We start from the raw sequence: 23819 nt of genomic DNA on the forward strand, positions 1-23819 counted from the left end.
CGCGGCGCGGCTCTCCCGCGTTTGAAAATTCTCGATCATCCGCAGCAGCACCCGCGCGCCGGTCGCTGGCAGGGGCAACGAATCGTGCTGTCCGGTCCGTCGGAAGCACGCAGCCGCGGCATCGGTATGGTGTTCCAGCATTTCTCGCTGTTCGACAATCTTACCGTCGCCGAGAACGTCGCGCTCGGCCTCGACGGCGAAGAGTCCTTCAAGGACATGTCGGCGCGGCTGGAGCAGGTGTCGAAGACCTATGGACTGCCGCTCGATCCCAAGCGCGAAGTCTGGCAATTGTCGGTCGGCGAGCGCCAGCGCATCGAGATCGTCCGCGCCCTGATGCAGGATCCGAAATTCCTGATCCTGGACGAGCCCACGGCGGTGCTGACCCCGCAGGAGGCAGACCAGCTTTTCGTTGTGCTGGAGCGGCTCAAGGCCGAAGGCCGCGCCATCCTCTATATCAGCCACAAGCTGGAGGAGGTGAAGCGCCTCTGTGACACCGCGACGATCCTGCGCGGCGGCAGGAAGGTCGAGACCTGCAATCCCCGGCGCGAGACCGCGGCCTCGCTCGCGCGGATGATGGTCGGCGGAGAGATCCAGGAAGTGAAGGCCGCAGGCGGCCGCAAGACCACAGTGCCGCGGCTCGTCATTAACGATCTCTCACTGCCCCCCGCCGAGGCGCATGGCATGCGGCTCGAGCACATCTCTTTCGAGCTGAGGGGCGGCGAGATATTCGGCATCGCCGGCGTCGCCGGCAACGGCCAGGACGAACTGTTCGCCGCGCTCTCCGGCGAGCGCCTCTCGAAGGACCCTGGAACGGTGGTGATCGAAGGCATCGCCGCCGGCCGTCTCTCGATCACCCAGCGGCGCAGGCTGGGCGCCGCTTTCGTACCCGAGGAGCGGCTCGGCCACGGCACCGCGCCACGCATGAAGCTGTCGGAGAACGCGCTGCTCACCGGGCACGCCGCCAGTGGCATGGTCCGTCGCGGCTTCATCGACACCGCAGCCACGCTGAAAGCGGTCGACCGTGCGACCGAGACGTTCGACGTCCGCAAGGCCAAACGCGATCCGGAAGCCGCGAGCCTGTCCGGTGGCAATCTGCAGAAGTTCATCGTGGGACGCGAGATCCTGCGCGCCCCCGCGGTGCTGGTGGTGAGCCAGCCGACCTGGGGCGTCGACGCCGGCGCCGCCGCTGTCATCCGACAGGCGCTGCTTGATCTCGCAACCGCAGGCGCCGCGGTCCTCGTGACCAGCCAGGATCTCGACGAGCTCGCGGAGATCGCCGACCGCATCGCCGTAATGTTCCACGGCAGGCTTTCGGCTCCGCTCGCAGCAAGCGAAGCGAGCCGCGAAAAGCTCGGCCTCCTGATGGGCGGCAGCAGCCTGGAGCCGGAGGAGGTCGTGCATGCAGCTGGTGCTTGAGAGGCGCGCCGAGCGCTCCGGCACGATCGCGCTGGTATCCCCACTGATCGCGATCGGCCTCACGATCCTGACCATGGTCATCCTGTTCGCGATGTTGGGCAAGAATCCGCTGCTCGCCCTGCATGCCTATTTCATCATGCCTTTGACCGACGGCTATTCGCTCCAGGAAATCGCGGTGAAGGCAACGCCGCTGGTGATGATCGCGATCGGGCTATCGCTCTGCTATCTCGCCAATGCCTGGAACATCGGCGCCGAAGGGCAATTCGTGATCGGCGCAGTCGCCGGAAGCTGGATCGCGGTAAAGACGCAAGGCACCGACGCCGGCGCCTGGGTGCTGCCGGCCATGCTCATCCTCGCCGCCGCAGCGGGCGCGCTCTATGCGCTGATCCCGGCGATCTGCAAGCTCAAGTTCGGCGCCAGCGAGATCCTGACCAGCCTGATGCTGGTCTATGTCGCCGATCTCTTCCTCGACTATCTCGTGCGTGGGCCATGGCGCGACCCGCAGGGATTCAATTTCCCGACCACGGCCGAGTTCGATCCGGTGGCGACAGTCCCGCTGCTGATTGAAGGTGGCCGGCTGCATTTCGGCTCGGTCATCGCGCTGCTCGTCGTCGTGGCGGCTGCCATCCTGCTCCGGCACACCATCAAGGGCTTTGAGATCCGCGTGGTTGGAGCTGCGCCCCGTGCGGCGAGGTTCGGCGGCTTCAACGCCAATCAGCTGATCATCCTGACCTTCGCGGTCTCGGGCGCGCTGGCGGGCCTTGCAGGAATCATCGAGGTTGCAGGTCCAATCGGGCATCTCCAGCCCGGCATCTCGCCCGGTTACGGTTTTACTGCCATCATCGTGGCCTTCCTCGGCCGCCTGAATCCGCTTGGAATACTCATTGCAGGCCTTTTCCTGGCATTGAGCTTTATCGGCGGCGAGCAGGCGCAGATCGCGATGAAGATCCCGTTAGACGTCACCAAGGTCTTTCAGGGCATTCTGCTGTTGTACGTGCTCGCCTGCGATTCCCTCGTTCTCTACCGCTTCAAGCTGGTCTTCGCAAACCGACAGGTGACTCGTGGAGCTGGTTGAGGCCATCATCCTCGCGGTGCTCGCTGCGTCGACGCCACTGCTGATCGCGGCGACCGGCGAGCTCGTGACCGAGCGTTCGGGCGTGCTCAATCTCGGCGTCGAGGGCATGATGATCGTCGGCGCGGCCTGCGGCTTTGCCGGCGCCTGGCTGACCGGATCGATCTTCATCGGCGCGCTGTTCGGCATGGTCGCGGGCGCGCTGATGTCGCTCATCTTCGCGCTGATGGCGCTCGGGCTTGCTGTCAACCAGGTCGCGACCGGTCTCGCGCTGACCATCCTCGGCGTCGGGATCTCCGGCCTGATCGGCGCCGGCTTCCTCGGCGAGCGCATCACGCCAGCCGTGCACCTCTATATTCCCGTCCTGACGGACATTCCGCTGATCGGCCGCGTACTGTTCGGCGAGGACGGCTTCGTCTATTTCTCGGTCGCGCTGATCGTCGGCGTCTGGTGGTTCCTGTACCGCACGCGAGCGGGGTTGATCCTGCGCGCCTGCGGCGACAATCATGTCTCCGCACACGCTCTCGGCTATCCCGTGCTGCGGATCCGCACCTTCGCCGTGATGTTCGGCGGTGCCTGTGCCGGGCTTGCCGGCGCTTATTTGCCGCTCGCCTATACCCCGTTCTTCATTCCAGGCATGACCGCCGGCCGCGGCTGGATCGCACTGGCACTGGTGGTGTTCTCGTCCTGGCGGCCAGGTCGGCTCGTGGTCGGCGCCTATCTCTTCGGCGCGGTGACGATCCTGCAGCTGCACGCGCAAGGCTGGGGCGTCGGCATTCCCTCCCAGTTCATGTCGGCGCTGCCTTATCTCGCGACCGTCCTTGTGCTCGTCCTGCTCTCCCGCGCACGCAGCGGCGGCTCGACCGCGCCGGCCGCACTCGGCACGGTGTTCGTGCCTGATCGTTGAATTATTCTCCGCGGCGTGCGCGGGGCGCGTGTTGCGGATCGTGGCTGGCCCCTGATGTTGGAGATTGATGATGCGGAAATCACTTCTTGCCCTGACTGCGGGGCTCTTGCTTGCCGGCAGCCTCGGTGCAGCCTCCGCCGCCGACAAGCTGAAGGTCGGCTTCGTCTATGTAGGTCCGATCGGAGACCTCGGCTGGACCTATCAGCACGACCTCGGTCGTCAGGCGCTGGTGAAGGAACTGGGCGACAAGATCGAGACCACCTACCTTGAGAACGTGCCCGAAGGGCCCGACGCCGAGCGCTCGATCGAGCAGCTGGTCCGCGCCGGCAACAAGCTGATCTTCACGACGTCCTTCGGCTACATGGACTCGACGCTGAAGGTCGCCAAGAAATACCCGAACGTGCATTTCGAGCACGCCACCGGTTACAAGCGCAACCCGAACATGTCGACCTATTCGGCGAAATGGTATCAGGGGCGCTACATTCAAGGTCTGATCGCAGCCAAGATGTCGAAGTCGGGCGTGCTCGGCTACATCGGCTCGTTCCCGATTCCGGAGGTCGTCTCCGGCATCAACGCGACGATGCTGGCGGCGCAGACCATCAACCCCAACATCAAGGTCAAGATCATCTGGGCCAACACCTGGTTCGACCCCGGCAAGGAAGCCGACGCCGCCAAGGCGCTGATCGACCAGGGCGCCGACGTCATCATGCAGCACACGGATTCGCCCGCCGCCATGCAGATCGCCGGCGAACGCGGCAAGCTCGCCTTCGGTCAGGATTCCGAGATGATCAAGTTCGGTCCCAAGACCCAGCTCACCTCAATCCTGGATACCTGGGGCCCCTACTACATCGAGCGCGTCAAGGCCGAGCTCGCCGGAACCTGGAAGTCCGAAAACACCTGGGGCGGCCTCGACAGCCACATGTTCGCGATGGCGCCCTACACCAACATGCCTGACGATGTGAAAAAGATGGCCGAGGATGCCCAGGCCGCAATCACTGCGGGCAAGCTGCATCCGTTCAAATGCCCGATCGTTGGGCAGGACGGCAAGCCGGTCGAGTGCAAGGGCGGCGATCACCTCGACGACGGGCAGATCCTTGGCATGAATTTCTACGTGAAGGGCATCGACGACAAGCTGCCGGGCAAGTAGCACGCTTCTTGCATTCCCCAATTCACCTGCTCCTTCCGGAGGAGGTTCGGAGGGGGTGGCCAGAAGCACCCGGCACTTGTGGCTGCCCCCTCTTTCCATTTCGCCCGACTTATCCCGCCCGCATGGCCCGCGCCGCGGAACCGTGGCGGCGGATGAGGTCTGCCACGTCGAGGCCTGGAATCGCGCCGTCGATCACCGTCCATTTTCCGGCCACCATCACCCGGTCTGCCCGATGAGCCCCGCACAGCACCAGGGCAGCCAGCGGATCGCCGTGGCCGGAAAAGCGCAGCTCGTCGAGCCTGAACAGAGCGAGATCGGCAGCCCTACCGACGGCGATCTCACCGAGTTCAGGCCGCCCGACACAGGCCGCCGAGCCCTTGGTCGCCCAGCGCAGCGCATCCTTGTGGCTGACTTTCGCTACCCCGTAGCGCGCCCGTTGCAGCAGGAAGGCGGCGCGAACCTCCTGCATCAGGTTTGAGCCATCGTTCGACGCCGAGCCGTCGACGCCGATCCCGATCCCGACGCCGGCCTCCTCCATCTCGCAGACGGGACAGCAGCCGGACGCCAGCAGCTGGTTGCTGCACGCGCAATGGCTGATGGTCGTCTTCGCCTTGCCGAGCCGCTTGATCTCGTCTTCGTTGAAAAAGATTCCATGGGCGAGCCAGGTTCGCGCATTGAGCCAGCCGCATTGCTCGAGATAGTCGAGCGGACGGCAGCCATACATCTGCTGGCAGAATTTGTTCTCGTCCTTGGTCTCGGCCAGATGGGTGTGCAGGCGCAGGCCGAGCTTGCCGGCGAGATCGGCCGTCGCGCGCATCAGCGACGTCGTCACCGAGAACGGCGAACAGGGAGCAAGCGCGATCTGCACCATCGCATCCGCGCCGCGCTGGTGATGTTTTGCGACCACGCGCGCGCTGTCAGCGAGAATGGTGTCCTCGTCCTGCACGACGCTATCGGGTGGCAGGCCGCCGTCGCGCTGCGACAGGTTCATCGAGCCGCGCGTGAGCAACACCCGCACACCGAGACGCTTCGCCACCGCCACCTCGATATCGACGGCGTCTTCGAGCCCGGCCGGGAACACATAATGGTGATCGGTCGTGGTGGTGCAGCCGGAGAGCAGCAGCTCGGACATCGCCACGGTGACGCCGAGTTCGAGCGCCTCGGGCGTCAGCCTCGCCCACACCGGATAGAGCGCCTGAAGCCAGGGGAACAGCTCGCGGTCCATCGCGGCCGGCAGCGCCCGCGTCAGCGTCTGGTAGAAATGATGATGAGTATTGATCAGGCCCGGCAACACGACGTGTTCGCCCGCATCGAACGCCGCGACATCCGCGGTCGCGGGCACACCACCGGCCGGCACGAGCTCGACGATCCGACCGTCCTTCACCACGATTCCGCGCTCGGCACCGTCGGCGAGGATGGCCAGGGGATCCCTGATCCAGATCGGACTTGCGTCACTCATGATCCTGCTTCTCCTCACATTCGCCGGCGGCAGGCCTGCAGGGTGGAGGCCGACTACGTGCTTGCTCCGACTTGTTGTTGCCACTTGGCTCCGGTCTTGCAACACTTTCGCCTGGACGATTCACCCGCGGAAGCGTTGGCGCGGCCATGGACTTGAATACCATCACAGCGGTTGCACATCCGCAAACGCGCGCGCAGCTACCCGTTTGGACGGCAGGTGATGCTTGGCTTGCGGGCGGCACCTGGCTGTTCTCGGAGCCGCAAACGCATCTGACACGACTGATCGATCTCACCGGTCTGAAATGGCCGGCGCTGACACTTACCGACGGCCACCTCAGCATCGCCGCCACCTGCACAATCGCAGAGCTCGATGGACTAGTCTGCCCATCCGATTGGCTCGCAGCGCCGCTGATCAACCAGTGCTGCCGCGCCTTCCTTGCTTCGTTCAAGGTCTGGAAGACCGCGACCGTCGGCGGCAACCTCTGTATGTCGCTGCCGGCGGGACCGATGATCTCGCTCACCGCCGCGCTCGACGGCATCTGCACAATCTGGAAGGCTAGCGGCGGTGAACAGAGGCTTTCCGTCGCCGAATTCGTCACCGGCAACCAGCGCAATCGCCTGACCCCAGGCGACCTTCTCCGGCAGATCGATATCCCGACCGCCGCACTGAAGCGCCGCACGGCATTCCGCCAGATCTCGCTGGCGCCGGTCGGCCGCTCGGCGGCGCTGCTGATCGGCAGTCTCGAAGCCGATGATGCGCTGACACTCACAGTCACCGCGTCGACGGTGCGGCCGGTCCAGCTACGCCTTCGCAAAGCCCCGGACGCGAGCACACTCCGCACCGCGCTCATGCAGCAGATCACCGACGATCTGTACCACGCCGACATCCATGGCGCGCCACTCTGGCGCAAGCACATGACGCTGCGGCTCGCCGAGGAAATTCGCCGCGAACTCCTGGGAGCGATGTGGCCATGAGCTTCGAGGTCAACGGCAAGGCATTTTCTCAGGGGCCACGCGCCGGGCAATGCCTGCGCACGTTCCTGCGCGAGCTCGGCCATTTCGGGGTCAAAAAGGGCTGCGACGCCGGCGATTGCGGCGCCTGCACCGTGCTGCTCGACGGGGAGCCGGTGCACAGCTGCCTGATCCCGGCGTTCCGTGCCGAGGGACACGCCGTCACCACCATTGAAGGTCTTGGCAGAGATCATGGCAGGCATCCGATGCAGCAGGCTTTCCTCGATGCGCAGGGCTTCCAATGCGGCTTCTGCACCGCCGGCATGATCCTGACCTGCGCCGCGCTGAATCAGGCCCAGCGGACCGATCTCGGCGCAGCGCTGAAGGGCAATATCTGCCGCTGCACCGGTTATCGTTCGATCGAGGATGCGATCCTCGGCACGACCAATGTCGAGGCGAGCGTCGCGGCCGGCGCCGCGTTCGGCCGCAGCCTGCCGGCGCCGGCGGGTCCCGATATCGTGCGCGGCAAGGCACGCTACACTTTCGACACCGGAATCGACGGACTGCTGCACGTCAAGCTGCTGCGTTCGCCGCATGCTCACGCCAGGATCGTCGCGATCGACCGGTCGGAAGCCCTTCGCGTTCCCGGTGTGCATGCCGTGCTGACGCATGAGGATGCGCCGTCCGTCCTGATCTCGACCGCGCGGCACGAGATGGACTGGATGGACCCCGAGGACACCCGCGTTCTCGACGAGGTCGTGCGCTTCATCGGCCAAAAGGTCGCCGCCGTCGTCGCCGAGACCGAAGGCGCTGCCGAGGAGGCATGCCGCAGGCTGAAAGTCAGTTACGAGATTCTGCCGGCGTTGATCGATCCGGAGCTGGCGATGGCGCCGGGTGCGCCGATCATTCATCCCGAGCGCACCAGGGCGAACCGTGTGGCCGACGCTCAGCGCAACCTGGTGGCGGAAACGCATGGCGAGTTCGGCGATGTCGCGGCCGCGCTCGCCACGTCCGCTGTGACCTACGAGGCTACTTTCCACAGTCACCGTGTACAGCATGCGGCACTGGAGACGCATGGCGGCCTCGCCTGGCTCGATGACGCAGGCGTGCTCAATGTCCGCACTTCGACGCAGGTCCCATTCCTGACCCGGCGCGCGCTGTCGGACATCTTTGGGCTTCCCATGGACAAGGTCCGCGTGTTCTGCGAGCGCGTCGGCGGCGGCTTCGGCGGCAAGCAGGAGATGTTCGTCGAGGACATTCTGGCGCTTGCCGCGCTCAAGACCGGGCGGCCTGTGAAGCTGGAGCTCACCCGCGAGGAGCAGTTCATCGCGACCTCGACGCGGCATCCGATGCGGGTCCACATCAAAGCCGGCGCCGATGCCGACGGCAAGCTCACCGCGCTCCAGTTCGACGTGCTCTCCAACACCGGGGCCTACGGCAATCATGCCGGTCCTGTGATGTTCCACGCACTGGCCGAATCCATCGCCGTCTACAACTGCCCGAACAAGCGTGTGGACGGCGTCGCCGTCTACACCAACACGGTGCCGGCGGGCGCGTTTCGCGGCTATGGCCTGCCGCAGACACTGATCGCGGTGGAGGCCGCGATCGACGAGCTGGCCAGGCAACTCGGCATCGATCCCTACGACATGCGCCGACGCAATATCGTGAGGCCTGGCGATCCCATGCTGTCGCCGCCGCCGTCCGAATATCACGACGTGCTCTACGGCTCCTATGGGCTCGACCAGTGCCTCGATCTGGTCGAGCGCGCGATGCAGGCCGATGGCCCGCAGCCGGAGCTGTCGCCGGATTGGCTGATCGGCGACGGCATCGCGCTGACCATGATCGACACCGTGCCGCCGGCCGGCCACTTCGCGGATGCAACGATCGCGCTCAACGACGACGGCGGCTTCGACCTCACCGTCGGCACGGCCGAGTTCGGCAACGGCACCAGCACCGTGCATCGCCAGATCGCGGCGACCACGCTGGCGACGACCGTCGAGAGAATCCATCTGCGCCAGTCCGACACCGCTCATGGCGGCCACGACACCGGCGCCTATGGCAGCGCCGGCACCTTCGTCGCGGGCAAGGCGACGCATGCGGCAGCCATGCAGCTTGCGACCAAGCTGAGGGTAGCCGCCGCCAGCGCCTGGCTGTGCGATGTGGACACCTGCGTGCTCGATGGGGACACCGTCGTCAGCGGCGTCCGCCGCATGCCTTTTACGGAGCTGGCGAAGCTCGCACGCGAGCGCGGACAGCCGTTCGCGGGCACCGGCACTTCCGGCGGCACCCCGCGATCGGTCGGGTTCAACGTGCAGGGCTTTCGCGTCGCGGTGAACAAGGGCACCGGCGAGCTCAGGATACTCAGGAGCGTGCACGCCGCGGACGCGGGCGTCGTCGCCAATCCCATGCAGTGCCGCGGTCAGGTTGAAGGCGGCGTGGCGCAGGCGCTCGGCGCCGCGCTCTACGAGGAGATGGTGATCGATGCGAACGGCCGCGTCGTCAACCCGAAATTCCGCGACTACCACCTGCCCTCCTTCGCCGATGTTCCGCGCACGGAGGTGTTCTTCGCCGAGACGTCCGACACGATCGGACCGCTGGGCGCCAAGTCGATGAGCGAGAGCCCGTACAATCCGGTCGCTGCCGCACTCGGCAACGCGATCGCGGATGCTACCGGCATCCGCTTCACCGCGCCACCGTTCAAGCCGGATCGGCTGTTTCCGGCGCTGCACGAGAAGTTCGGCAGCTAGACTAGCTGCCGCGATAGGTCGAATAGCTCCAGGGCGTGACCAGCAGCGGCACGTGATAGTGGCTTTCCGGCTCGCTGATCGCGAAACGCAACGGGATCTCGTCGAGGAATGGCGGGTCCGACAGCGGCACGTTGCGCTCGGCGTAATATTTGGCGACGCCGAATCTGAGCTCGTAGCGGCCGATCGGCAGCGGGCGACCGCCGATCAGCGGCTGGTCGGTGCGGCCGTCCGCATTGGTCACCGCGCGAGCGATGACGCGGCTCTCGCCAAGGCTCGCGAGCTCGACGAGCTCGATCGGAACGCCCGGCGCGGGTTTGCCAATGTGATTGTCCAGCACATGGGTCGAGAGCCGGCCGTGTACCTTCAGCCTGTCGCCGGCAATGACGAGCTGATCCAGCCGCAGCGCGGAGATGCGGCCAATTTCCTCGATCGCACGTCGCGTCTCGGTCTTGGCGATATTGAGCAGTCTCGTCTCGAAGTCGCGCAGCACGGAATCCCTGGTGTGACGACGCACGCAGACGATATAGGGGAAACCGAACTTGTGGCGATAGGCGTTGTTGGCACGCTCGAACGCCGCATATTCGGCCTCCGACAACCGGTCGAGGCCGGCGCTGTTCTGCTCGTCGGTCGATTCCGCGGTGAGGCCGGCGGCGCGCTGCGTCTTGTTGGCGAGATCGGGATGCGCCCGGATCAGCGCCAACTGAACATCGGGCTCGGCGCTCTGGATCGCCGCCATCAGCGCGGCGTGCAGCTGATTGATGCCGGCAAACGGCCGCTTTGCCGCGAGCTGCTCGGCGATCCATGGCGAATATTCGACGACATTGGCGAGCGCCGCGACGAAATCGGCCTTGCTTGCGGCGTTGAGATCGGCGAGCGAGATCTGCGACATCGTCCTCTCACCCGATCTCGAACGCGTCGGTGGCGAGATGGGCGTGCTTGTCGTGCCAGTGTTGCGCGATCTGCAACCGCGTCGGCACCCAGACGCGCTCATGCTCGCTGATATGGTCGAGGAAGCGCATCAGCCCCGCCGCGCGGCCGGGCCGGCCGGCAAGGCGGCAGTGCAGGCCGACTGACATCATCTTCGGCGCGGTCTCGCCTTCGGCGTAGAGCACGTCGAAAGCGTCTTTCAGATACGTGAAGAACTGCTCGCCTTCCGCGAACCCTTGCGGGTTGATGAAGCGCATGTCGTTGGCGTCCAGCGTATAGGGAATGACGAGCTGCTTGCCGCCGGGACCCTTCACCCAATAGGGCAGATCGTCGGCATAGGAGTCGCAGAGATAGAGGAAACCGCCCTCCTCCATCAGCAGCCGGTTGGTGTTGATCGAGGAGCGCCCGGTGTACCAGCCGAGCGGCCGCGAGCCGGTCGCCTCGAGGTGGACGCGGATCGCTTCCGCGATCTCGGCGCGCTCCTGCGCCTCCGTCATGTCCTTGTGCTCGATCCACTTCAGACTGTGGCTCGCGATGTCCCAGCCTGCCTCCTTCATCGCCGCGACAATCTCGGGATTGCGCTTGAGCGCGGTGGCGACGCCGAACACGGTGGTCGGCCAGTTGCGCGCGGTGAACATCCGCCACAGCCGCCAGAAGCCGGCGCGCGAGCCATATTCGAACATCGATTCGATGTTGGCGTGGCGCTGGCCCGGCCAGGGCTGCGCACCGAGCACGTCGGACAGAAATGCTTCCGAGGCGCGGTCGCCGTGCAGGATGTTGTTCTCGCCGCCTTCCTCGAAGTTGACGACGAACTGCACCGCGATCCGCGCGTTGCCGGGCCATTGCGGATGGGGCGGGTTGCGGCCGTAACCGCGGAGATCGCGCGGGTAGCGGGGCTCAGTCACTCAGACTTCCTCGAAGCGGATCGGCAGCGCGCCCTTCCACAGCACGCTCATGCCCAACGTCGCCAGATTCTCCAGGCCCGAGGTCAGCGTGATGAAATGGTTGCCGGCGAGCTGGCCCATCTTGCTCGCGAAATGCACGCCGCCATACGCCAGCAGGATCTCGGTCTCGCTGATGCCGCCCGGGTAAAGGATGATCTGGCCGGGCGCGGGATAGGAGGTGTGGTTCTCGTAACCGACGCCGAAATCGAGGTCGCCGAGCGGCATCCATACACCCTCACCGCTCCAGCGCACATGGATGATGTGGCTTTCGAACGGCAGTGCCTTGCGGAACGCGGCGACGGTCTTGGGCGCCAATTGCTCTTCGAAGCGGGCATCGAAGGTGAAATCGCCGGCGCTGATAACGAGTTTGCTCATCTCATCTCTCTGGATCGGGGCCGGTGGCCCCACGGATAACTTTCAAGCAAAGAGCATTCCCGACCGTTTCACGCAAGTGGTGGGGTGAAGCCGGGCAGCGCCGGGACCAGAAGATGTTTCGACACCCTTGCCGCCTGAAAACTCAACCGGTTCATTGAAGCGGATTGTGGCGGGCAAGTCCACCGGCGCCGCCGGCGGAATTGCCGAATAATTGGCCGCGCCCGAGGGGCCACGCGGCACGATGCCGTAATATGGGGTCCGGCTCTGCAGCGCACCGTCGAAGGGACGCTGCGCTGCGTCCGGGGCACGAGAGTGGAGTTTAGCGCACGCTGGATGATGACGTCATCGAAGGCGCGACCTTCGACAACCTCGATCACTTTGCCAGCGAACTGTTCGAGTACCTCGTCTACTACAACGACCACAGACCTCATCAGGCCTTGGCAGGACAAACTCCCAAGGCTTTTGCAGCAACCAAGACCACCGCAATCCAATCAGCGAATTATTGAACATCGACAATTGCGAGCGACGCGAAGCAATCCAGAGTCTTTCCGCGGAGGGATTCTGGATTGCTTCGTCGCTACGCTCCTCGCAATGACGGTGGATGTGGCTGCGGACATGCACTCGCGTTCTCGCTGCGGAATTCGCCCGAGTTTTGCTTCGTCGCTCACCCTCTTGAGCCAAGAGGGCACAGGGAAGGCCGGGTGCTGACAACGCACCCGCGGTCCGCTGCGCGAAAATGTAGCGCAAAGAGACCGCACAGCAGCATACAGGTGGTGCCGATCACTCGGCCTTCCCTGCGCGATGGTCGGACGGCTTATGCCGCGCTCTCCCGGGAGCCGAGTTCGTTCTGGCCTCCCTCGCTCTCGCGAAATTCACCGGCCTCCGCGCCGGTTGACGCGAGTGCCGCCTCCGCAAGAGCTTGACCGTAGCAACGACGGCCAGGACCACACGGTTTTGCCGTACGCGCGGCCCGCCATTTCGCCGCAGTTTTCCCAGCCCTGTCGACGGGGCTGGAAACTTACAGGCGAGACGAACCTGACAGCGCCGCTCGTCCGCACGCCGTTCCGGGCTCACGGAGAGCAATCCGCCCCGCCCTTCACCTCTCGTGCACGACGCTGCCGCGTCCACCGCAAGCCCGGCTCGCGAACATGACGACCACACGATCGCCCCTCAAGAATGAGCCGGGATGAGCGACACATACGACAAATCCGAATTTCGGTAAAGTGGAATATTTTCGAGGAAGGCGATTGACAGGCCAGCGAAACAGCGCGGACGACGGCTGCCCGCGAGCAACGAAGAGGGGCGGTGCCAAGGCACCGCCCCTCGCGAATCCGGAAAACGCCTTCCGCGGATCAGGGCGAAAACGCCCGCCTAATAAGGCTGGTAATAGTGCGGCGCGCCATAATAAGGACCGCCGCCGTAGTAGCCGGGGCCGCCGTAATAGGGACCTGGCCCATAATAATAGCGGTTCTCGTAGTAGTCGCGACGTCGCTGCTCGGCGATCACCCCTCCGATGATGCCCGCCGCCGCGCCCATGAAGGCGAGGCCTGCTGCACTCGGTCCGCGTCGATGGTAGTGACGACGACGGGCTGCGCTGAAATCGGTGACGTCGGCGGAGGCCTGACCTGCCGCGGCAGCCTTTGGGGACACCGCCCGGGCCGGACCGGAGGATGCCGCAGCCGAGGGCGACACCGAGGTAGCGAGCAATGCCATGCCTGCAAACGCAGCCAGGACCGCGTTGCGGCCGGCTGCGGAAATCGTCGGTCCATCACTCATCTTGATCTTCCTCTGCATCTTCCTCTGTTCTCGCCCAAAACGTACGCAAGCAAACAGTCTACAACACGCGCAAACCATTGAAATGGTTTCATGATCGCGGCGATCTGCCACGCTTTGAACAATTGTAAACCGAACGATCAGGTCCAGCTTGAACCATTCAACCTGAGCGGTTAATGAACAGCCGCGCCGTTTCTCGGTCGCCGTAAGCGTTTCACGTGAACCAACGCATCAACCGACGTCGTCGGGATCGATGCCATTTCCAGGGTTCAACGTGATCGACGCGTCCTTTTCCTCGAAAGAAGTCAGATGATTGCGGTTCGCAAACTGCCGGCGCGCTATGCGCCGATCGTCATGCCGTTCGTGCTGTCCATTCTCATGACGGCGGTGGTCTCGGTCATATCGACGCTGCGAAGCCTCGGCGCAACGCCGGCCTTCCTGGCGACCTGGCCAGGCGCCTGGGCGCTGTCCTGGCTCGTCGCGTTTCCGACGCTGCTCATGGTCCTGCCACTCGTCCGCCGGATCGTGGCCTGCCTCGTCGCGGCGCCACCCGGCCGATAGCCGATCCTTACGAGAGCGCCCCAAGCACGCCCCTCGTCGCCTTGTCGATCTCCTCGACGTAGCGGCGACGGGCGAAGCTCTCGGTGAGGAAGCCGACAACCTTGCGGCTGTCGGTGGAATCGACCACGGCCAGCATCTCGGCCTCGGCCTCGTCGAACACCGCCATCGCCGATTTCACGTTCATTTCCGGGATCAGCACGATGTCGATCAGGCGGGCAAGCTCGATCACCTGGATGTCGTCGGCGATGCTGTCGAGATCGTTGGAGAACAGGTCAGGCAGCATGACCAGCCCGACATATTCGTCCGCATTGTTGACGATCACGATTCCGGGCCGCGAGCCCAGCGCGAACTCGCGGCGGACCGCAGCGATCGTCGTGGTCGAGGGCACCTTACCGACGTCGGAGCGCATCAGCCGCTCGACCGTGAGATTGCGCAGCCAGCCAACGTCGTTGGCGCTGCGGATGGTCTCGCCGCGCAGATGCAGCCGCCAGGTCGAGAAGGAGTGGCCGAACATGAAGCGGACGCAGATCGAGGTGACGATGCAGCCGGCGAGCACCACGGCGGTGACGTCGACATTGCGGGTCATCTCGAGCACGAGGAACGACATCGTCAGGGGGCCGCCGACGATGGCGACACCGAGCGTCGCCATGCCCGTCAGCATCGCGACCAGCGGATCGATCGCGAAGTTCGGGCTGATGAGCAGCAGCACCGCGGCAAAGAACTTTCCGATCAGGCTGCCGACGAACAGCGAGGCGAAGAACAGGCCGCCGCGGAAGCCCGAGGCGAGCGAGATCAGGCAGGCCGTCACCTTCAAGGCGATGACCAGCGCGATCAGGCCGATCGTCATCTCGTGAAAGAGATCGAGCACCATGGCGCCGTGGCCGGCTGCCAGCACTTGCGGCGTGATGATCGCGAAGCCGCCGACGATGAGGCCGCCGATCACCGGACGCAGCCAGACCGGCATCCAGGCGAACAGGCGCTCGAACATCGGCGAGGAGCGCATCACGGCGATGCCGACGCCGCTGGTGACGAGGGCGAGCCCGATCAGTGCCAGATACTGCTCGACGCCGACGGCGCTGACCTTCGGGATCTCCAGCGAATAGGGTGCACCGCCCAGCCATTGCGCGGTCAGGGCGCCCGCCAGCGAGGCCGCCAGGATCGGCGCGGCGCTGCCGACCGAATAGACGCCGACGATCAGCTCGCAGGCGTAGAAGGCGCCGGTGATCGGCGCGCCGAACGCCGCCGCGATCGCGGCCGCCGCGCCGCAACCGACCATCAGGCGCAGATCGTTGCGGCGAAGATTGAAGAACTTGCCGAGCAGCGAAGCGATTCCCGAGCCGATCTGGGTATAGCCGGCCTCGAGGCCGACCGAGGCGCCGCAGCCGTTGGAGATCAGCGTCTGGCTCGACACCACCACGCTGTCCCGCATCGACAGATTGCCGCCGCGTAGCGCATTGGCCTCGATCGGATCCACCGCGTTCGAGATCTTCATGCGCCGCCGCGACCATTCCATGATGCCGAGCGAGAGCCCTCCGAGCGCAGGTGCGATCAGCGCCGCCCACGGGCTGACGCTCTCGTGAGCCGAGAGGTGAACATCAATGGGAATGCCGTAGATTACCACATGCGCGAGCTGGGCAATCTGGGCCATCAACGTCACGACCGAGCCCGCGAGCGTACCGATCACGAGCGCAAGCGGGATCAGGTAGAACTCGTTGCTGCGTAGCAGGGCGCGCAGCCGAACCATGGTACGGTTCGTCCCCTTGCGATCGACGAGATGCCTGATCCGCACGAACACCCTCTGCCCGCCCCTACCGTTCCGCCAGTCCGTAGCCGGCCATGCGCTGGCGGACCCGCTCGATCTCGTCGCTGGAGAGCAGCGGCGGCCGTCCGATCTGGAGGCAGCCGTGATATTGCCGCGCCAGCGTCTCGACCTCGACGGCGAGCCACATCGCCTTGTCCAGCGTCTTACCGATCGCGATCATGCCGTGGTGGTCGAGCAGGCAGGCAAGCCGGCCTTCCAGCGCCCGCACCGCATGTTCGGAGAGCTCCGCCGTCCCGAACGTCGCATAGGGCGCGCAGCGGATGCTGTCGCCGCCGGCCGCCGCGATCATGTAGTGCACCGGCGGAATCTCCATGCCCATGATCGCCAGGATGGTGCAATAGGTCGGATGGGCGTGCACGACGGCATTGACGTCGGGCCGCGACTTCAGGATGTCGCGATGGAAGCGCCACTCGCTCGAGGGCTTCTGGTCGGGCGCGTGGGCGCCGTCCATGGTCATGAAGACGATCTGGTCCGGACGCATGGCCTCATAGGGCACGCTGGTCGGCGTGACCAGGAGCCCGTCCACATGCCGGACGCTGATATTGCCCGAGGTGCCCTGGTTGATGCCGAGCGCGTTCATGCGCCGGCAGGCGTCGATAATGGCCTGTCTCTTGGCGAGCTCGTCCGCTGTCATCGACATGTCGCTTTCCTGTCGAGGGCTTGTTGGATCGAGTTACGTCAAAGCCACATGACAGTGCAAGCGAAAGCGTCCCGAATCCCGTGACACTCCGGCCGAACGCGATAGCAACAGGTTAACAGATTGTCGCAGCTCTAGCAGGCCGGTCCGGACCGCCGCGACCCCGTTGATGAGTGAACTGCACGGAATAGGCGGCGAGCAGCATGCAGAGCACGCGCGAGAGCCATAACAAAAGTTAAGTCCGGTGCGGAGGCAATGAGATCGAACGGTGCAATCGCAAAGCAACCATTCCCCACGATTGCCGTTTCACTGTGCATCGATACACGAACAGAAGCAGCCGAATCAATTGCACGAGCCCCGTTCCAGAATTGATCCGCACGATCCCGTTGCCTGCAGCCGTTGGGCGCTTCGATTAGGGACAAACGTCAGAGAGCTCAAGGCGGCGATTCATCAATTCGGCAGAGCAGCGGATGCCGTGGCGTACGGCCTTCAGCAATGGCGGCGTAGCGCCTCGCGTTGGCAGTGGCAGGGGCGCAGCCGCGCGCCGCAGGTCGGCATTCTCTCCGATTCCATGATCGCGCGCGGTGAGCAGCTCGCCTCGGTTGCACTGATCTGCGTCAATGCCGTCGCTCTCGTCGCCGGGGCCGTGCCACGCATCCTGCCCGTCGCGCCGGCATCTGATGTCGATGCATATCTCGATGGCCTCGACGGTGTTTTCGTCGGCGGCGGGCAGACCAATGTTCATCCGTCGCGTTATGGGCGAATGGCCGATGAGACGCGCGACGGCCCGTTCGATGAATTCCGCGACGAGGTCGCGCTGCGCCTGATCCCGCGGGCGCTGGCGCGGGGCATCCCCACTCTGTTCGTCTGCCGCGGCCTCCAGGAGCTGAACGTCGCCTTTGGCGGCACGCTTGCGAAGGAGCCGGACGATTTGCCCGAGGACCAACGCCATGGCACGCCCGAGGCGGACAACGAGGACGCCCGCTACCGGTTGCGGCAGAAGGTGACTCTGCGCAAGGGCGGCGTCCTGCAACAGATCTGCGGCGCGGATTCCATCACCGTGAATTCGCTGCACATCTTCCTGATCGCCGATCTGGCTCCGGGGCTCGTCGCCGAGGCTGTCGCTGAAGACGGCTCGATCGAGGCCGTCAGCGTCGAGGGCGCGAGCGATTTTGCCCTCGGCACCCTCTTTCATCCGGACTATTGGGCGAGCTCCGACCACGCCTCGGCGCGCGTTCTGTCAGCCTTCGGGGACGCGGTTCGCCGGCACGCGAAGGCGCAGGGGGCAGCGTAGACCATGCACCGCTACCGCTTCGGCATCGAGGAAGAGTATTTCCTGGTCAACCGCCAGTCCGCGGCGCCGCGATCCGAGCTGCCCAAGCCCTACATGGCGGCGGCCCAGAAGCAACTCGGCGAACGGCTGACCACCGAAATCCTGCAATCGCAGATCGAGGTGGCGACCCCGCCGCTGACGTCTTCGGCCGATGCGCTGGCCGAGCTCGCGCATTATCGCTCGGTTCTGACCGAGGTCGGCAAGGACCACGGGATCGGAATCGTCGCGGCCGGCACGCACCCGCTGGCTCAACCGCAGCAGCAGCGCATGACGCGCAAGCGCCGCTACAGCAAGGTCATCAGCGACCTCGGAATGGTCGGCCTCGGCAACCCGATAAGCGGGCTGCACGTCCACGTCGAGGTGCCCGAGCCCGACCTGCGCGTCGAGATCATGCACCGCCTGGTGCCGTTCCTGCCGCTGCTGCTGGCGCTCTCGACCTCGTCCCCGTTCTGGTGCGGCTACCCCACGGGATTGCTGGGCTATCGCAATGCCGCCAATGACGCCCTGCCCCGGACCGGGTTTCCCGAGATGTTTCGGAACCTGGCCGAATACGAGACCTATGTGAAGGCATTGGTCGATGCGGGCATCGTCCCCAACGCCACCTATGTGTGGTGGGCGCTGCGGCCCTCGCTCCAGCATCCGACCCTGGAGCTGCGCATCACCGACTGCTGCACGGCCATTGCGGACTCCGTGGCGATCGCGGCCCTGTTTCGTGCGCTGGTCCGGCACGCGGTGCACCATCCCGATCTGAACGCCACCTATTCGGCCGTGCACCGCGCACTAGTCGAGGAGAACCGCTGGCGGGCCCAGCGCTACGGAACCGACGGCACCTATATCGATCTGGTGTCGTTCGAGCCGATTTCATTTCGAAGCTGGCTCGAGGCGGTGATCGCCATGCTGGCGCCCAACATCGCGCATCTGGGCATCGAAGACGATATCCAGCATCTCAAGACGATCCCCAAGCGCGGCACTTCGGCACATCTTCAGCTCGAATATTTCCGTAGCTTGAGGAAATTCGGCCGGTCGCCGCGGGAAGCGATCGGCGATGTGACGAAATGGCTGCGGACCTCGACCGAAGCCGGTGATTTCGCCGCCCGGGGCGGCGAGCCGAAGGCGCCTCCGGCGCGGCAACCGCTGGCGGATCCGGTCTGACGCCGCAGGCGCATGGAACGACGTTTCGGCCGCCGACTTAGCTCAGCATGACCGCAATGGACATCGGTGGAGACTATCATGAGCGACAGCGGAGTTAGCATGCTGCTGGGCCATGCGTCGGCCCAGATGCTTTGGCTCTGGTTCATCGGCGCGTTCGTGCTCGGCGGAGTCCTCGTCTACGGGGTGATGAAGGCCGGCCACCTGCGCCGCGGCGAGCGGGCACGCCTCGATCGCGCGACGGAAGAGCGGCAGCGCCAGGAAGACCCCTACAAGCGCCCGACCTGAACAATCGCCGCGAACGCCGGTTGCAGTTTGGAACTTTCGTTCTCCGCAGGTCTTGATCGCCCGAGGATTGAGGAAGGCGACGCCTTCCTGTGGCACCTCATGAGGAGGACGTATGGCTAAACGAACGAAGAAGCGCACGACCAGGAAAACCGCGGCGCGCCGACCGCGACAGGCGCCGAAGATGCTCAGCGACCTGTTTCTGGCGACGCTGAAGGACATCTATTTCGCCGAGAACAAGATCATCAAGACCCTGCCCAAGATGGCGAAGGCGGCGCACTCGAAAGAGCTCTCAGCCGCCTTCAACAAGCACCTGCGTGAGACCCAGGGCCAGGTCAAGCGGCTGGATCAGGTCTTCAAGATGCTGGGCAAGCCTGCACGCGGCAAGCCCTGCGAGGCCATCAACGGTATTGCCGACGAGGGCGCCGAGATCATGAAGGAGTTCAAGGGAGCGCCGGCGCTGGATGCGGGACTGCTCGCGGCCGCCCAGGCGGTCGAGCATTACGAGATCTCCCGCTACGGCACGCTCCGCACCTGGGCCGAGGAGCTCGGCATGCAGGACGCGGCAAGGCTGCTCCAGGAGACGCTGGACGAGGAAGAGGCGACCGATCACGCCCTGACCGAACTCGCCACCTCCGTGATCAACCTGGAAGCGGAAGAAGAGTACCGGGCCGCGGCCTGACCCGCATCCCCTGCCAATGACGGAACGTCGCGGTCCATGCCGCGGCGTTCGTTTGCCTGGACGCACGACGGCGCATATGGCCCATCGGCGCCACGCTCTGGATTTCCCCGGAACCAGCCCCATATGCAGGCTTTCCCACCCTGAGCCCGCATCATGCAACCCAAAAATCCCTTCAACTGGATGCTCTCCGAAGCCCTGGACTCGCTGACCCGCGCCGATCGGCTGCGCCAGCAGTTCGGTCGCCAGGAAGCCTGCTGGGAGCCGCCGATCGACGTGCTCGAAACCGAGCGTGAGCTCCTGATCCTGGTGGCGCTTCCCGGCGTCAATCCGGACAATGTCGAGACCGTCATCCATGACGGCGTTCTCGTCATCTCCGGTCAGCGCACCCTCCCGCCGGAGCTTCGCAAGGCCCGCATCCATCGGCTCGAGCTGCCGCAGGGGCGTTTTGAGCGCCGCATTGCATTGCCCCTCGGCCGGTACGCGATCAGCCGCTTCGTGATGGACGGCTGCGTCGCACTGCGCCTCGCCAAATCCTGAGGTCGATCATGGCCAACGAACAGATGAACAACGAACAGACCAATAACGACGTGAAAATCCCCGAGGACGCGCTGATCATCATCCCCGTGCGCGAGATGGTGCTGTTTCCCGGCGCCATCGCGCCGATCACGATCGGCCGCGCGAAGTCCATCGCCGCCGCGCAGCAGGCGCTGCGCGAGCAGCGGCCGATCGGCATCGTCCTGCAACGCAGCCCTGAGACCGAGGAGCCCGGGCCGGACGACCTCTACAGGGTCGCCACCATCGCCAACATCGTGCGCTACATCACCGCGCCCGACGGCACCAACCACATCGTCTGCCAGGGCGTGCAGCGCGCGCGCCTCCTCGACTTCCTGCCGGGGACGCCGTTCCCGGCCGCCCGCTTCCAGCAGATCCCCGAGCCGACCACGACCTCACCCGAGATCGAGGCGCGCGCGCTGAACCTGCAGCGTCAGGCGATCGAGGCGATCGAGCTGCTGCCGCAGGCGCCGCCCGAGCTGGCCGCGGTCTTCCAGGGCACCAGCGCGCCCGGCGCGCTGGCGGATCTGGCGACCTCCTTCATGGACATCAAGCCGCAGGACAAGCAGGAGGTGCTGGAGACCATCGACCTCGCCCTGCGCGTGGAGAAGGTGTCGAAGCACCTGGCCGAGCGGCTGGAGGTGCTGCGCATCAGCAAGGAGATCGGCCAGCAGACCAAGGCCTCCTTCGACGAGCGGCAACGCGAGGCAATCCTGCGCGAGCAGATGGCGACCATCCAGCGCCAGCTCGGCGAAGGCGACGGCAAAGCGGCCGAGGTCACCGAGCTGACGGCGGCGATCGCCAAGGCCAACATGCCCCCGGAGGCGGAGGCGCACGCCAAGAAGGAGCTGCGCCGCTACGAGCGCATGCCGGAAGCCGCCGGCGAAGCCGGCATGGTCCGCACCTATCTCGACTGGCTGATCGAGCTGCCCTGGGCGCTGCCTGCGGAGAAGCCGATCGACATCAAGGAGGCGCGCCGCATCCTGGATGCGGATCATTTCGGCCTGGAGAAGATCAAGAGCCGGATCATCGAATATCTGGCGGTGCGCAAGCTCGCCCCGCAAGGCAAGGCGCCGATCCTGTGCTTCGTCGGCCCGCCCGGCGTCGGCAAGACTTCGCTCGGCCAGTCCATCGCACGCGCGATGGATCGCCCCTTCGTGCGCGTCAGCCTGGGCGGCGTGCATGACGAGGCGGAGATCCGCGGCCACCGGCGCACCTATATCGGCGCGCTGCCCGGCAACATCATCCAGGGCATCAAGAAGGCAGGCAGCCGCAACTGCGTCATGATGCTGGACGAGATCGACAAGATGGGCCGCGGCGTGCAGGGCGACCCTTCCGCCGCCATGCTGGAGGTGCTCGACCCCGAGCAGAACGGGACGTTCCGGGACAATTACCTGGGCGTGCCCTTCGACCTGTCGCGCGTGGTGTTCATCGCGACCGCCAACATGCTGGACCAGATCCCGGGTCCGCTGCTGGACCGCATGGAGCTGATCAGCCTCGCCGGCTACACCGAGGACGAGAAGCTGGAGATCGCGCAGCGCTATCTGGTGCGGCGGCAGCTCGAGGCCAATGGCCTTTCGGCCGATCAGGCTGAGATCGAGCCGGAGGCGCTGAAGCTGGTGGTCAAGGGCTATACCCGCGAGGCCGGCGTGCGCAATCTCGAGCGCGAGATCGGCAAGCTGTTCCGCCATGCCGCGGTGCAGGTCGCCGAAGGCACCGCAACGAAGGTCGTGATCACGCCGAAGGACATCGCCACCGTGCTCGGCCAGCCGCGCTTCGAAGGCGAGATCGCACTGCGCACCAGCGTTCCCGGCGTGGCCACCGGCCTTGCCTGGACGCCGGTCGGCGGCGACATCCTGTTCATCGAGGCGACGCGTGTGCCCGGCAAGGGCGCTCTGATCCTGACCGGCCAGCTGGGCGACGTCATGCGCGAGAGCGTGCAGGCTGCGATGACGCTGGTGAAGAGCCGAGCTCCACAGCTCGGCATCGATCCGCAAGTGTTCGAAAAGAGCGACATCCACGTTCACGTCCCAGCGGGCGCAACCCCGAAGGACGGGCCGAGCGCCGGCGTCGCGATGTTCACGGCGCTAACGTCCCTGCTCACCAATCGCACCGTGCGCAGCGACACCGCGATGACCGGCGAGATCTCGCTGCGCGGCCTGGTGCTGCCGGTCGGCGGCATCAAGGAAAAGGTGGTGGCTGCGGCTGCTGCCGGATTGAAGCGGGTGATGCTGCCGGCGCGGAACAAGCGGGATTATGACGATATCCCGAAGAGCGCGCGGGACGATCTTGAATTCATCTGGCTGGAGCGCGTCGACGAGGCGATCGCCGCGGCGCTCGAGCCGACCGAGTTCAAGGTCGAAGCTGCGGAGTGAATGCGATGAAGAAACTGCTGGAGAAAGCGAAGAGATCGCGGAAGACGCAGCGGCTGCGTCAATTTCTCGATCGCGCGATCGACCGGGTTCGCGATGCGCTTGCGGCACCTGCGCCGCGGCTCCAACCCATTCCGGTCCGGGTGAAGCGCCGCAAGGGTTGAGCCCTCCGTCCCAGGCCCTCGCGGCTGCCCCAAACAAAAAGGCCCCCTCGACCCGAGGGGGCCTTCGCGTCGTTAGCCCACGGCGTCCTTGGCCGCCTTGACCGGACGGGCGCGGACGATCTTGCGGGCCGGCTTGGCCTTGAACATCATCTCTTCACCCGTGAACGGGTTGGTGCCCTTGCGCGCCTTGGTGGCGGGCTTCTTGATGACCACGAACTTGGCGAAGCCCGGCACCAGGAACAGGCCGTTCTTCTTGAGCTCCTTGTGACCGACGTCGGTCAGGGTCTCCATGACGTTCTTGACGTCGCGCTTGGAAAGCTCTGTGGCGGTCGCAATCTTTTCGATCAACTGCGATTTGGACATTTGGGTTGCCATCGTGTCTCCTCTGATTCGTGACGGCTGCATATTAGACCAACCGGCGAAGGCCTATAGCCTTCTGCACAGTTTTGTCGCGATTTTACGGGCTTTTCTGTCCCCCTGTGACAAAAAACCCTGCTTTTTAGCTACTTCCGGAGCGGGAAGAACCTCGGGCAGCGGTTTTTGCC

At 65.1% G+C, this 23819-nt stretch carries 22 protein-coding genes and 2 pseudogenes; 16 read left to right on the forward strand and 8 right to left on the reverse strand.

Annotation, left to right across the window (positions count from 1 at the left end):
* Positions 1–51: 51 nt before the first annotated feature.
* The 4 genes and pseudogenes from EHH60_RS23360 to EHH60_RS23375 all read left to right on the forward strand — a co-directional run.
* A pseudogene (locus tag EHH60_RS23360) lies at positions 52–1416 on the forward strand (ABC transporter ATP-binding protein); the annotation flags it as partial.
* Positions 1400–2491 (forward strand): ABC transporter permease, encoded by a 1092-nt coding sequence (locus tag EHH60_RS23365; protein WP_124161779.1) that lies wholly within the window; start codon positions 1400–1402, stop codon positions 2489–2491. The pseudogene EHH60_RS23360 and the gene EHH60_RS23365, both read left to right, overlap by 17 nt.
* Positions 2478–3395, forward strand: coding sequence for an ABC transporter permease (locus EHH60_RS23370; protein ID WP_124161780.1), 918 nt, complete (start codon positions 2478–2480; stop codon positions 3393–3395). Before EHH60_RS23365 ends, EHH60_RS23370 begins: the two co-directional genes overlap by 14 nt.
* Positions 3396–3465: 70 nt before the next feature.
* Positions 3466–4542 carry a BMP family ABC transporter substrate-binding protein gene (locus EHH60_RS23375; RefSeq protein ID WP_199751829.1) on the forward strand — a complete coding sequence of 359 codons (1077 nt, stop codon included), beginning with the start codon at positions 3466–3468 and terminating at the stop codon, positions 4540–4542.
* A 109-nt stretch (positions 4543–4651) separates the two neighbouring features.
* Here the strand turns inward: EHH60_RS23375 and EHH60_RS23380 are convergent, their stop codons facing one another.
* Positions 4652–6001, reverse strand: coding sequence for an 8-oxoguanine deaminase (locus tag EHH60_RS23380; protein WP_199751832.1), 1350 nt, complete (start codon positions 5999–6001; stop codon positions 4652–4654).
* 146 nt (positions 6002–6147) lie between these two features.
* On the opposite strand from EHH60_RS23380, the gene EHH60_RS23385 reads away from it, so the two are divergent.
* Positions 6148–6975 (forward strand): FAD binding domain-containing protein, encoded by an 828-nt coding sequence (locus tag EHH60_RS23385; protein ID WP_124161899.1) that lies wholly within the window; start codon positions 6148–6150, stop codon positions 6973–6975.
* Entirely contained in the window at positions 6972–9698 is a 2727-nt protein-coding gene (locus EHH60_RS23390) for a molybdopterin-dependent oxidoreductase (protein ID WP_124161783.1), read from the forward strand. The genes EHH60_RS23385 and EHH60_RS23390 overlap by 4 nt, the downstream gene beginning before the upstream one ends.
* A 1-nt stretch (position 9699) precedes the next feature.
* On the opposite strand, the gene uraD is transcribed toward EHH60_RS23390, so the two are convergent.
* From uraD to EHH60_RS23405, 3 genes are read right to left on the reverse strand one after another with little or no spacing between them, the layout of a single operon-like run.
* The gene (gene uraD, locus EHH60_RS23395) at positions 9700–10587 is read right to left on the reverse strand and encodes a 2-oxo-4-hydroxy-4-carboxy-5-ureidoimidazoline decarboxylase (RefSeq protein WP_124161784.1); all 888 of its coding nucleotides are present in this window, start codon (positions 10585–10587) and stop codon (positions 9700–9702) included.
* A gap of 7 nt (positions 10588–10594) precedes the next feature.
* Complete coding sequence (gene puuE, locus EHH60_RS23400) at positions 10595–11530, reverse strand: allantoinase PuuE (protein ID WP_124161785.1); 936 nt, start codon at positions 11528–11530, stop codon at positions 10595–10597.
* The gene (locus EHH60_RS23405; protein WP_124161786.1) at positions 11531–11944 is read right to left on the reverse strand and encodes a DUF3830 family protein; all 414 of its coding nucleotides are present in this window, start codon (positions 11942–11944) and stop codon (positions 11531–11533) included.
* 329 nt (positions 11945–12273) lie between these two features.
* Here EHH60_RS23405 and EHH60_RS38805 point away from each other — a divergent pair, with 329 nt between their 5' ends.
* The gene (locus EHH60_RS38805; protein ID WP_124161900.1) at positions 12274–12450 is read left to right on the forward strand and encodes an IS3 family transposase; all 177 of its coding nucleotides are present in this window, start codon (positions 12274–12276) and stop codon (positions 12448–12450) included.
* 865 nt (positions 12451–13315) lie between these two features.
* On the opposite strand, the gene EHH60_RS23420 is transcribed toward EHH60_RS38805, so the two are convergent.
* Positions 13316–13720, reverse strand: coding sequence for a hypothetical protein (locus EHH60_RS23420; protein ID WP_124161787.1), 405 nt, complete (start codon positions 13718–13720; stop codon positions 13316–13318).
* A 306-nt stretch (positions 13721–14026) separates the two neighbouring features.
* Here EHH60_RS23420 and EHH60_RS23425 point away from each other — a divergent pair, with 306 nt between their 5' ends.
* Positions 14027–14278: a DUF2798 domain-containing protein gene (locus EHH60_RS23425; RefSeq protein ID WP_008565736.1), complete on the forward strand. Its 252-nt coding sequence runs from the start codon at positions 14027–14029 to the stop codon at positions 14276–14278.
* A 7-nt stretch (positions 14279–14285) separates the two neighbouring features.
* Here EHH60_RS23425 and EHH60_RS23430 read toward each other — a convergent pair whose 3' ends face one another.
* Complete coding sequence (locus tag EHH60_RS23430; RefSeq protein WP_124161788.1) at positions 14286–16073, reverse strand: chloride channel protein; 1788 nt, start codon at positions 16071–16073, stop codon at positions 14286–14288.
* 13 nt (positions 16074–16086) lie between these two features.
* Positions 16087–16740, reverse strand: coding sequence for an L-fuculose-phosphate aldolase (locus tag EHH60_RS23435; RefSeq protein ID WP_199751835.1), 654 nt, complete (start codon positions 16738–16740; stop codon positions 16087–16089).
* A 265-nt stretch (positions 16741–17005) separates the two neighbouring features.
* On the opposite strand from EHH60_RS23435, the pseudogene EHH60_RS38810 reads away from it, so the two are divergent.
* From EHH60_RS38810 to EHH60_RS37660, 8 genes and pseudogenes are all read left to right on the forward strand, one after another.
* A pseudogene (locus EHH60_RS38810) lies at positions 17006–17206 on the forward strand (DUF3606 domain-containing protein); the annotation flags it as partial.
* A 6-nt stretch (positions 17207–17212) separates the two neighbouring features.
* The gene (locus EHH60_RS23440) at positions 17213–18031 is read left to right on the forward strand and encodes a gamma-glutamyl-gamma-aminobutyrate hydrolase family protein (protein WP_245454570.1); all 819 of its coding nucleotides are present in this window, start codon (positions 17213–17215) and stop codon (positions 18029–18031) included.
* Between the two features lie 3 nt (positions 18032–18034).
* Positions 18035–19222 (forward strand): carboxylate-amine ligase, encoded by a 1188-nt coding sequence (locus EHH60_RS23445; RefSeq protein WP_124161790.1) that lies wholly within the window; start codon positions 18035–18037, stop codon positions 19220–19222.
* 78 nt (positions 19223–19300) lie between these two features.
* The gene (locus EHH60_RS23450) at positions 19301–19507 is read left to right on the forward strand and encodes a LapA family protein (RefSeq protein ID WP_124161791.1); all 207 of its coding nucleotides are present in this window, start codon (positions 19301–19303) and stop codon (positions 19505–19507) included.
* 112 nt (positions 19508–19619) lie between these two features.
* Positions 19620–20186 (forward strand): YciE/YciF ferroxidase family protein, encoded by a 567-nt coding sequence (locus tag EHH60_RS23455; RefSeq protein WP_124161792.1) that lies wholly within the window; start codon positions 19620–19622, stop codon positions 20184–20186.
* Positions 20187–20339: 153 nt separating this feature from the next.
* A complete protein-coding gene (locus tag EHH60_RS23460) occupies positions 20340–20723 on the forward strand; it encodes an Hsp20/alpha crystallin family protein (RefSeq protein ID WP_124161793.1) in 384 nt (127 codons plus the stop codon).
* An 8-nt stretch (positions 20724–20731) separates the two neighbouring features.
* A complete protein-coding gene (gene lon / locus EHH60_RS23465; protein ID WP_124161794.1) occupies positions 20732–23113 on the forward strand; it encodes an endopeptidase La in 2382 nt (793 codons plus the stop codon).
* Positions 23114–23118: 5 nt separating this feature from the next.
* Positions 23119–23274, forward strand: a complete 156-nt coding sequence (locus tag EHH60_RS37660; RefSeq protein WP_199751837.1) for a hypothetical protein — start codon at positions 23119–23121, stop codon at positions 23272–23274.
* 72 nt (positions 23275–23346) lie between these two features.
* On the opposite strand, the gene EHH60_RS23470 is transcribed toward EHH60_RS37660, so the two are convergent.
* The gene (locus EHH60_RS23470) at positions 23347–23649 is read right to left on the reverse strand and encodes an HU family DNA-binding protein (RefSeq protein WP_025037698.1); all 303 of its coding nucleotides are present in this window, start codon (positions 23647–23649) and stop codon (positions 23347–23349) included.
* Between the last annotated feature and the right edge of the window lie 170 nt (positions 23650–23819).

This window comes from Bradyrhizobium sp. RP6, assembly GCF_003837805.1.
In the GTDB taxonomy this organism is placed as follows: domain Bacteria; phylum Pseudomonadota; class Alphaproteobacteria; order Rhizobiales; family Xanthobacteraceae; genus Bradyrhizobium.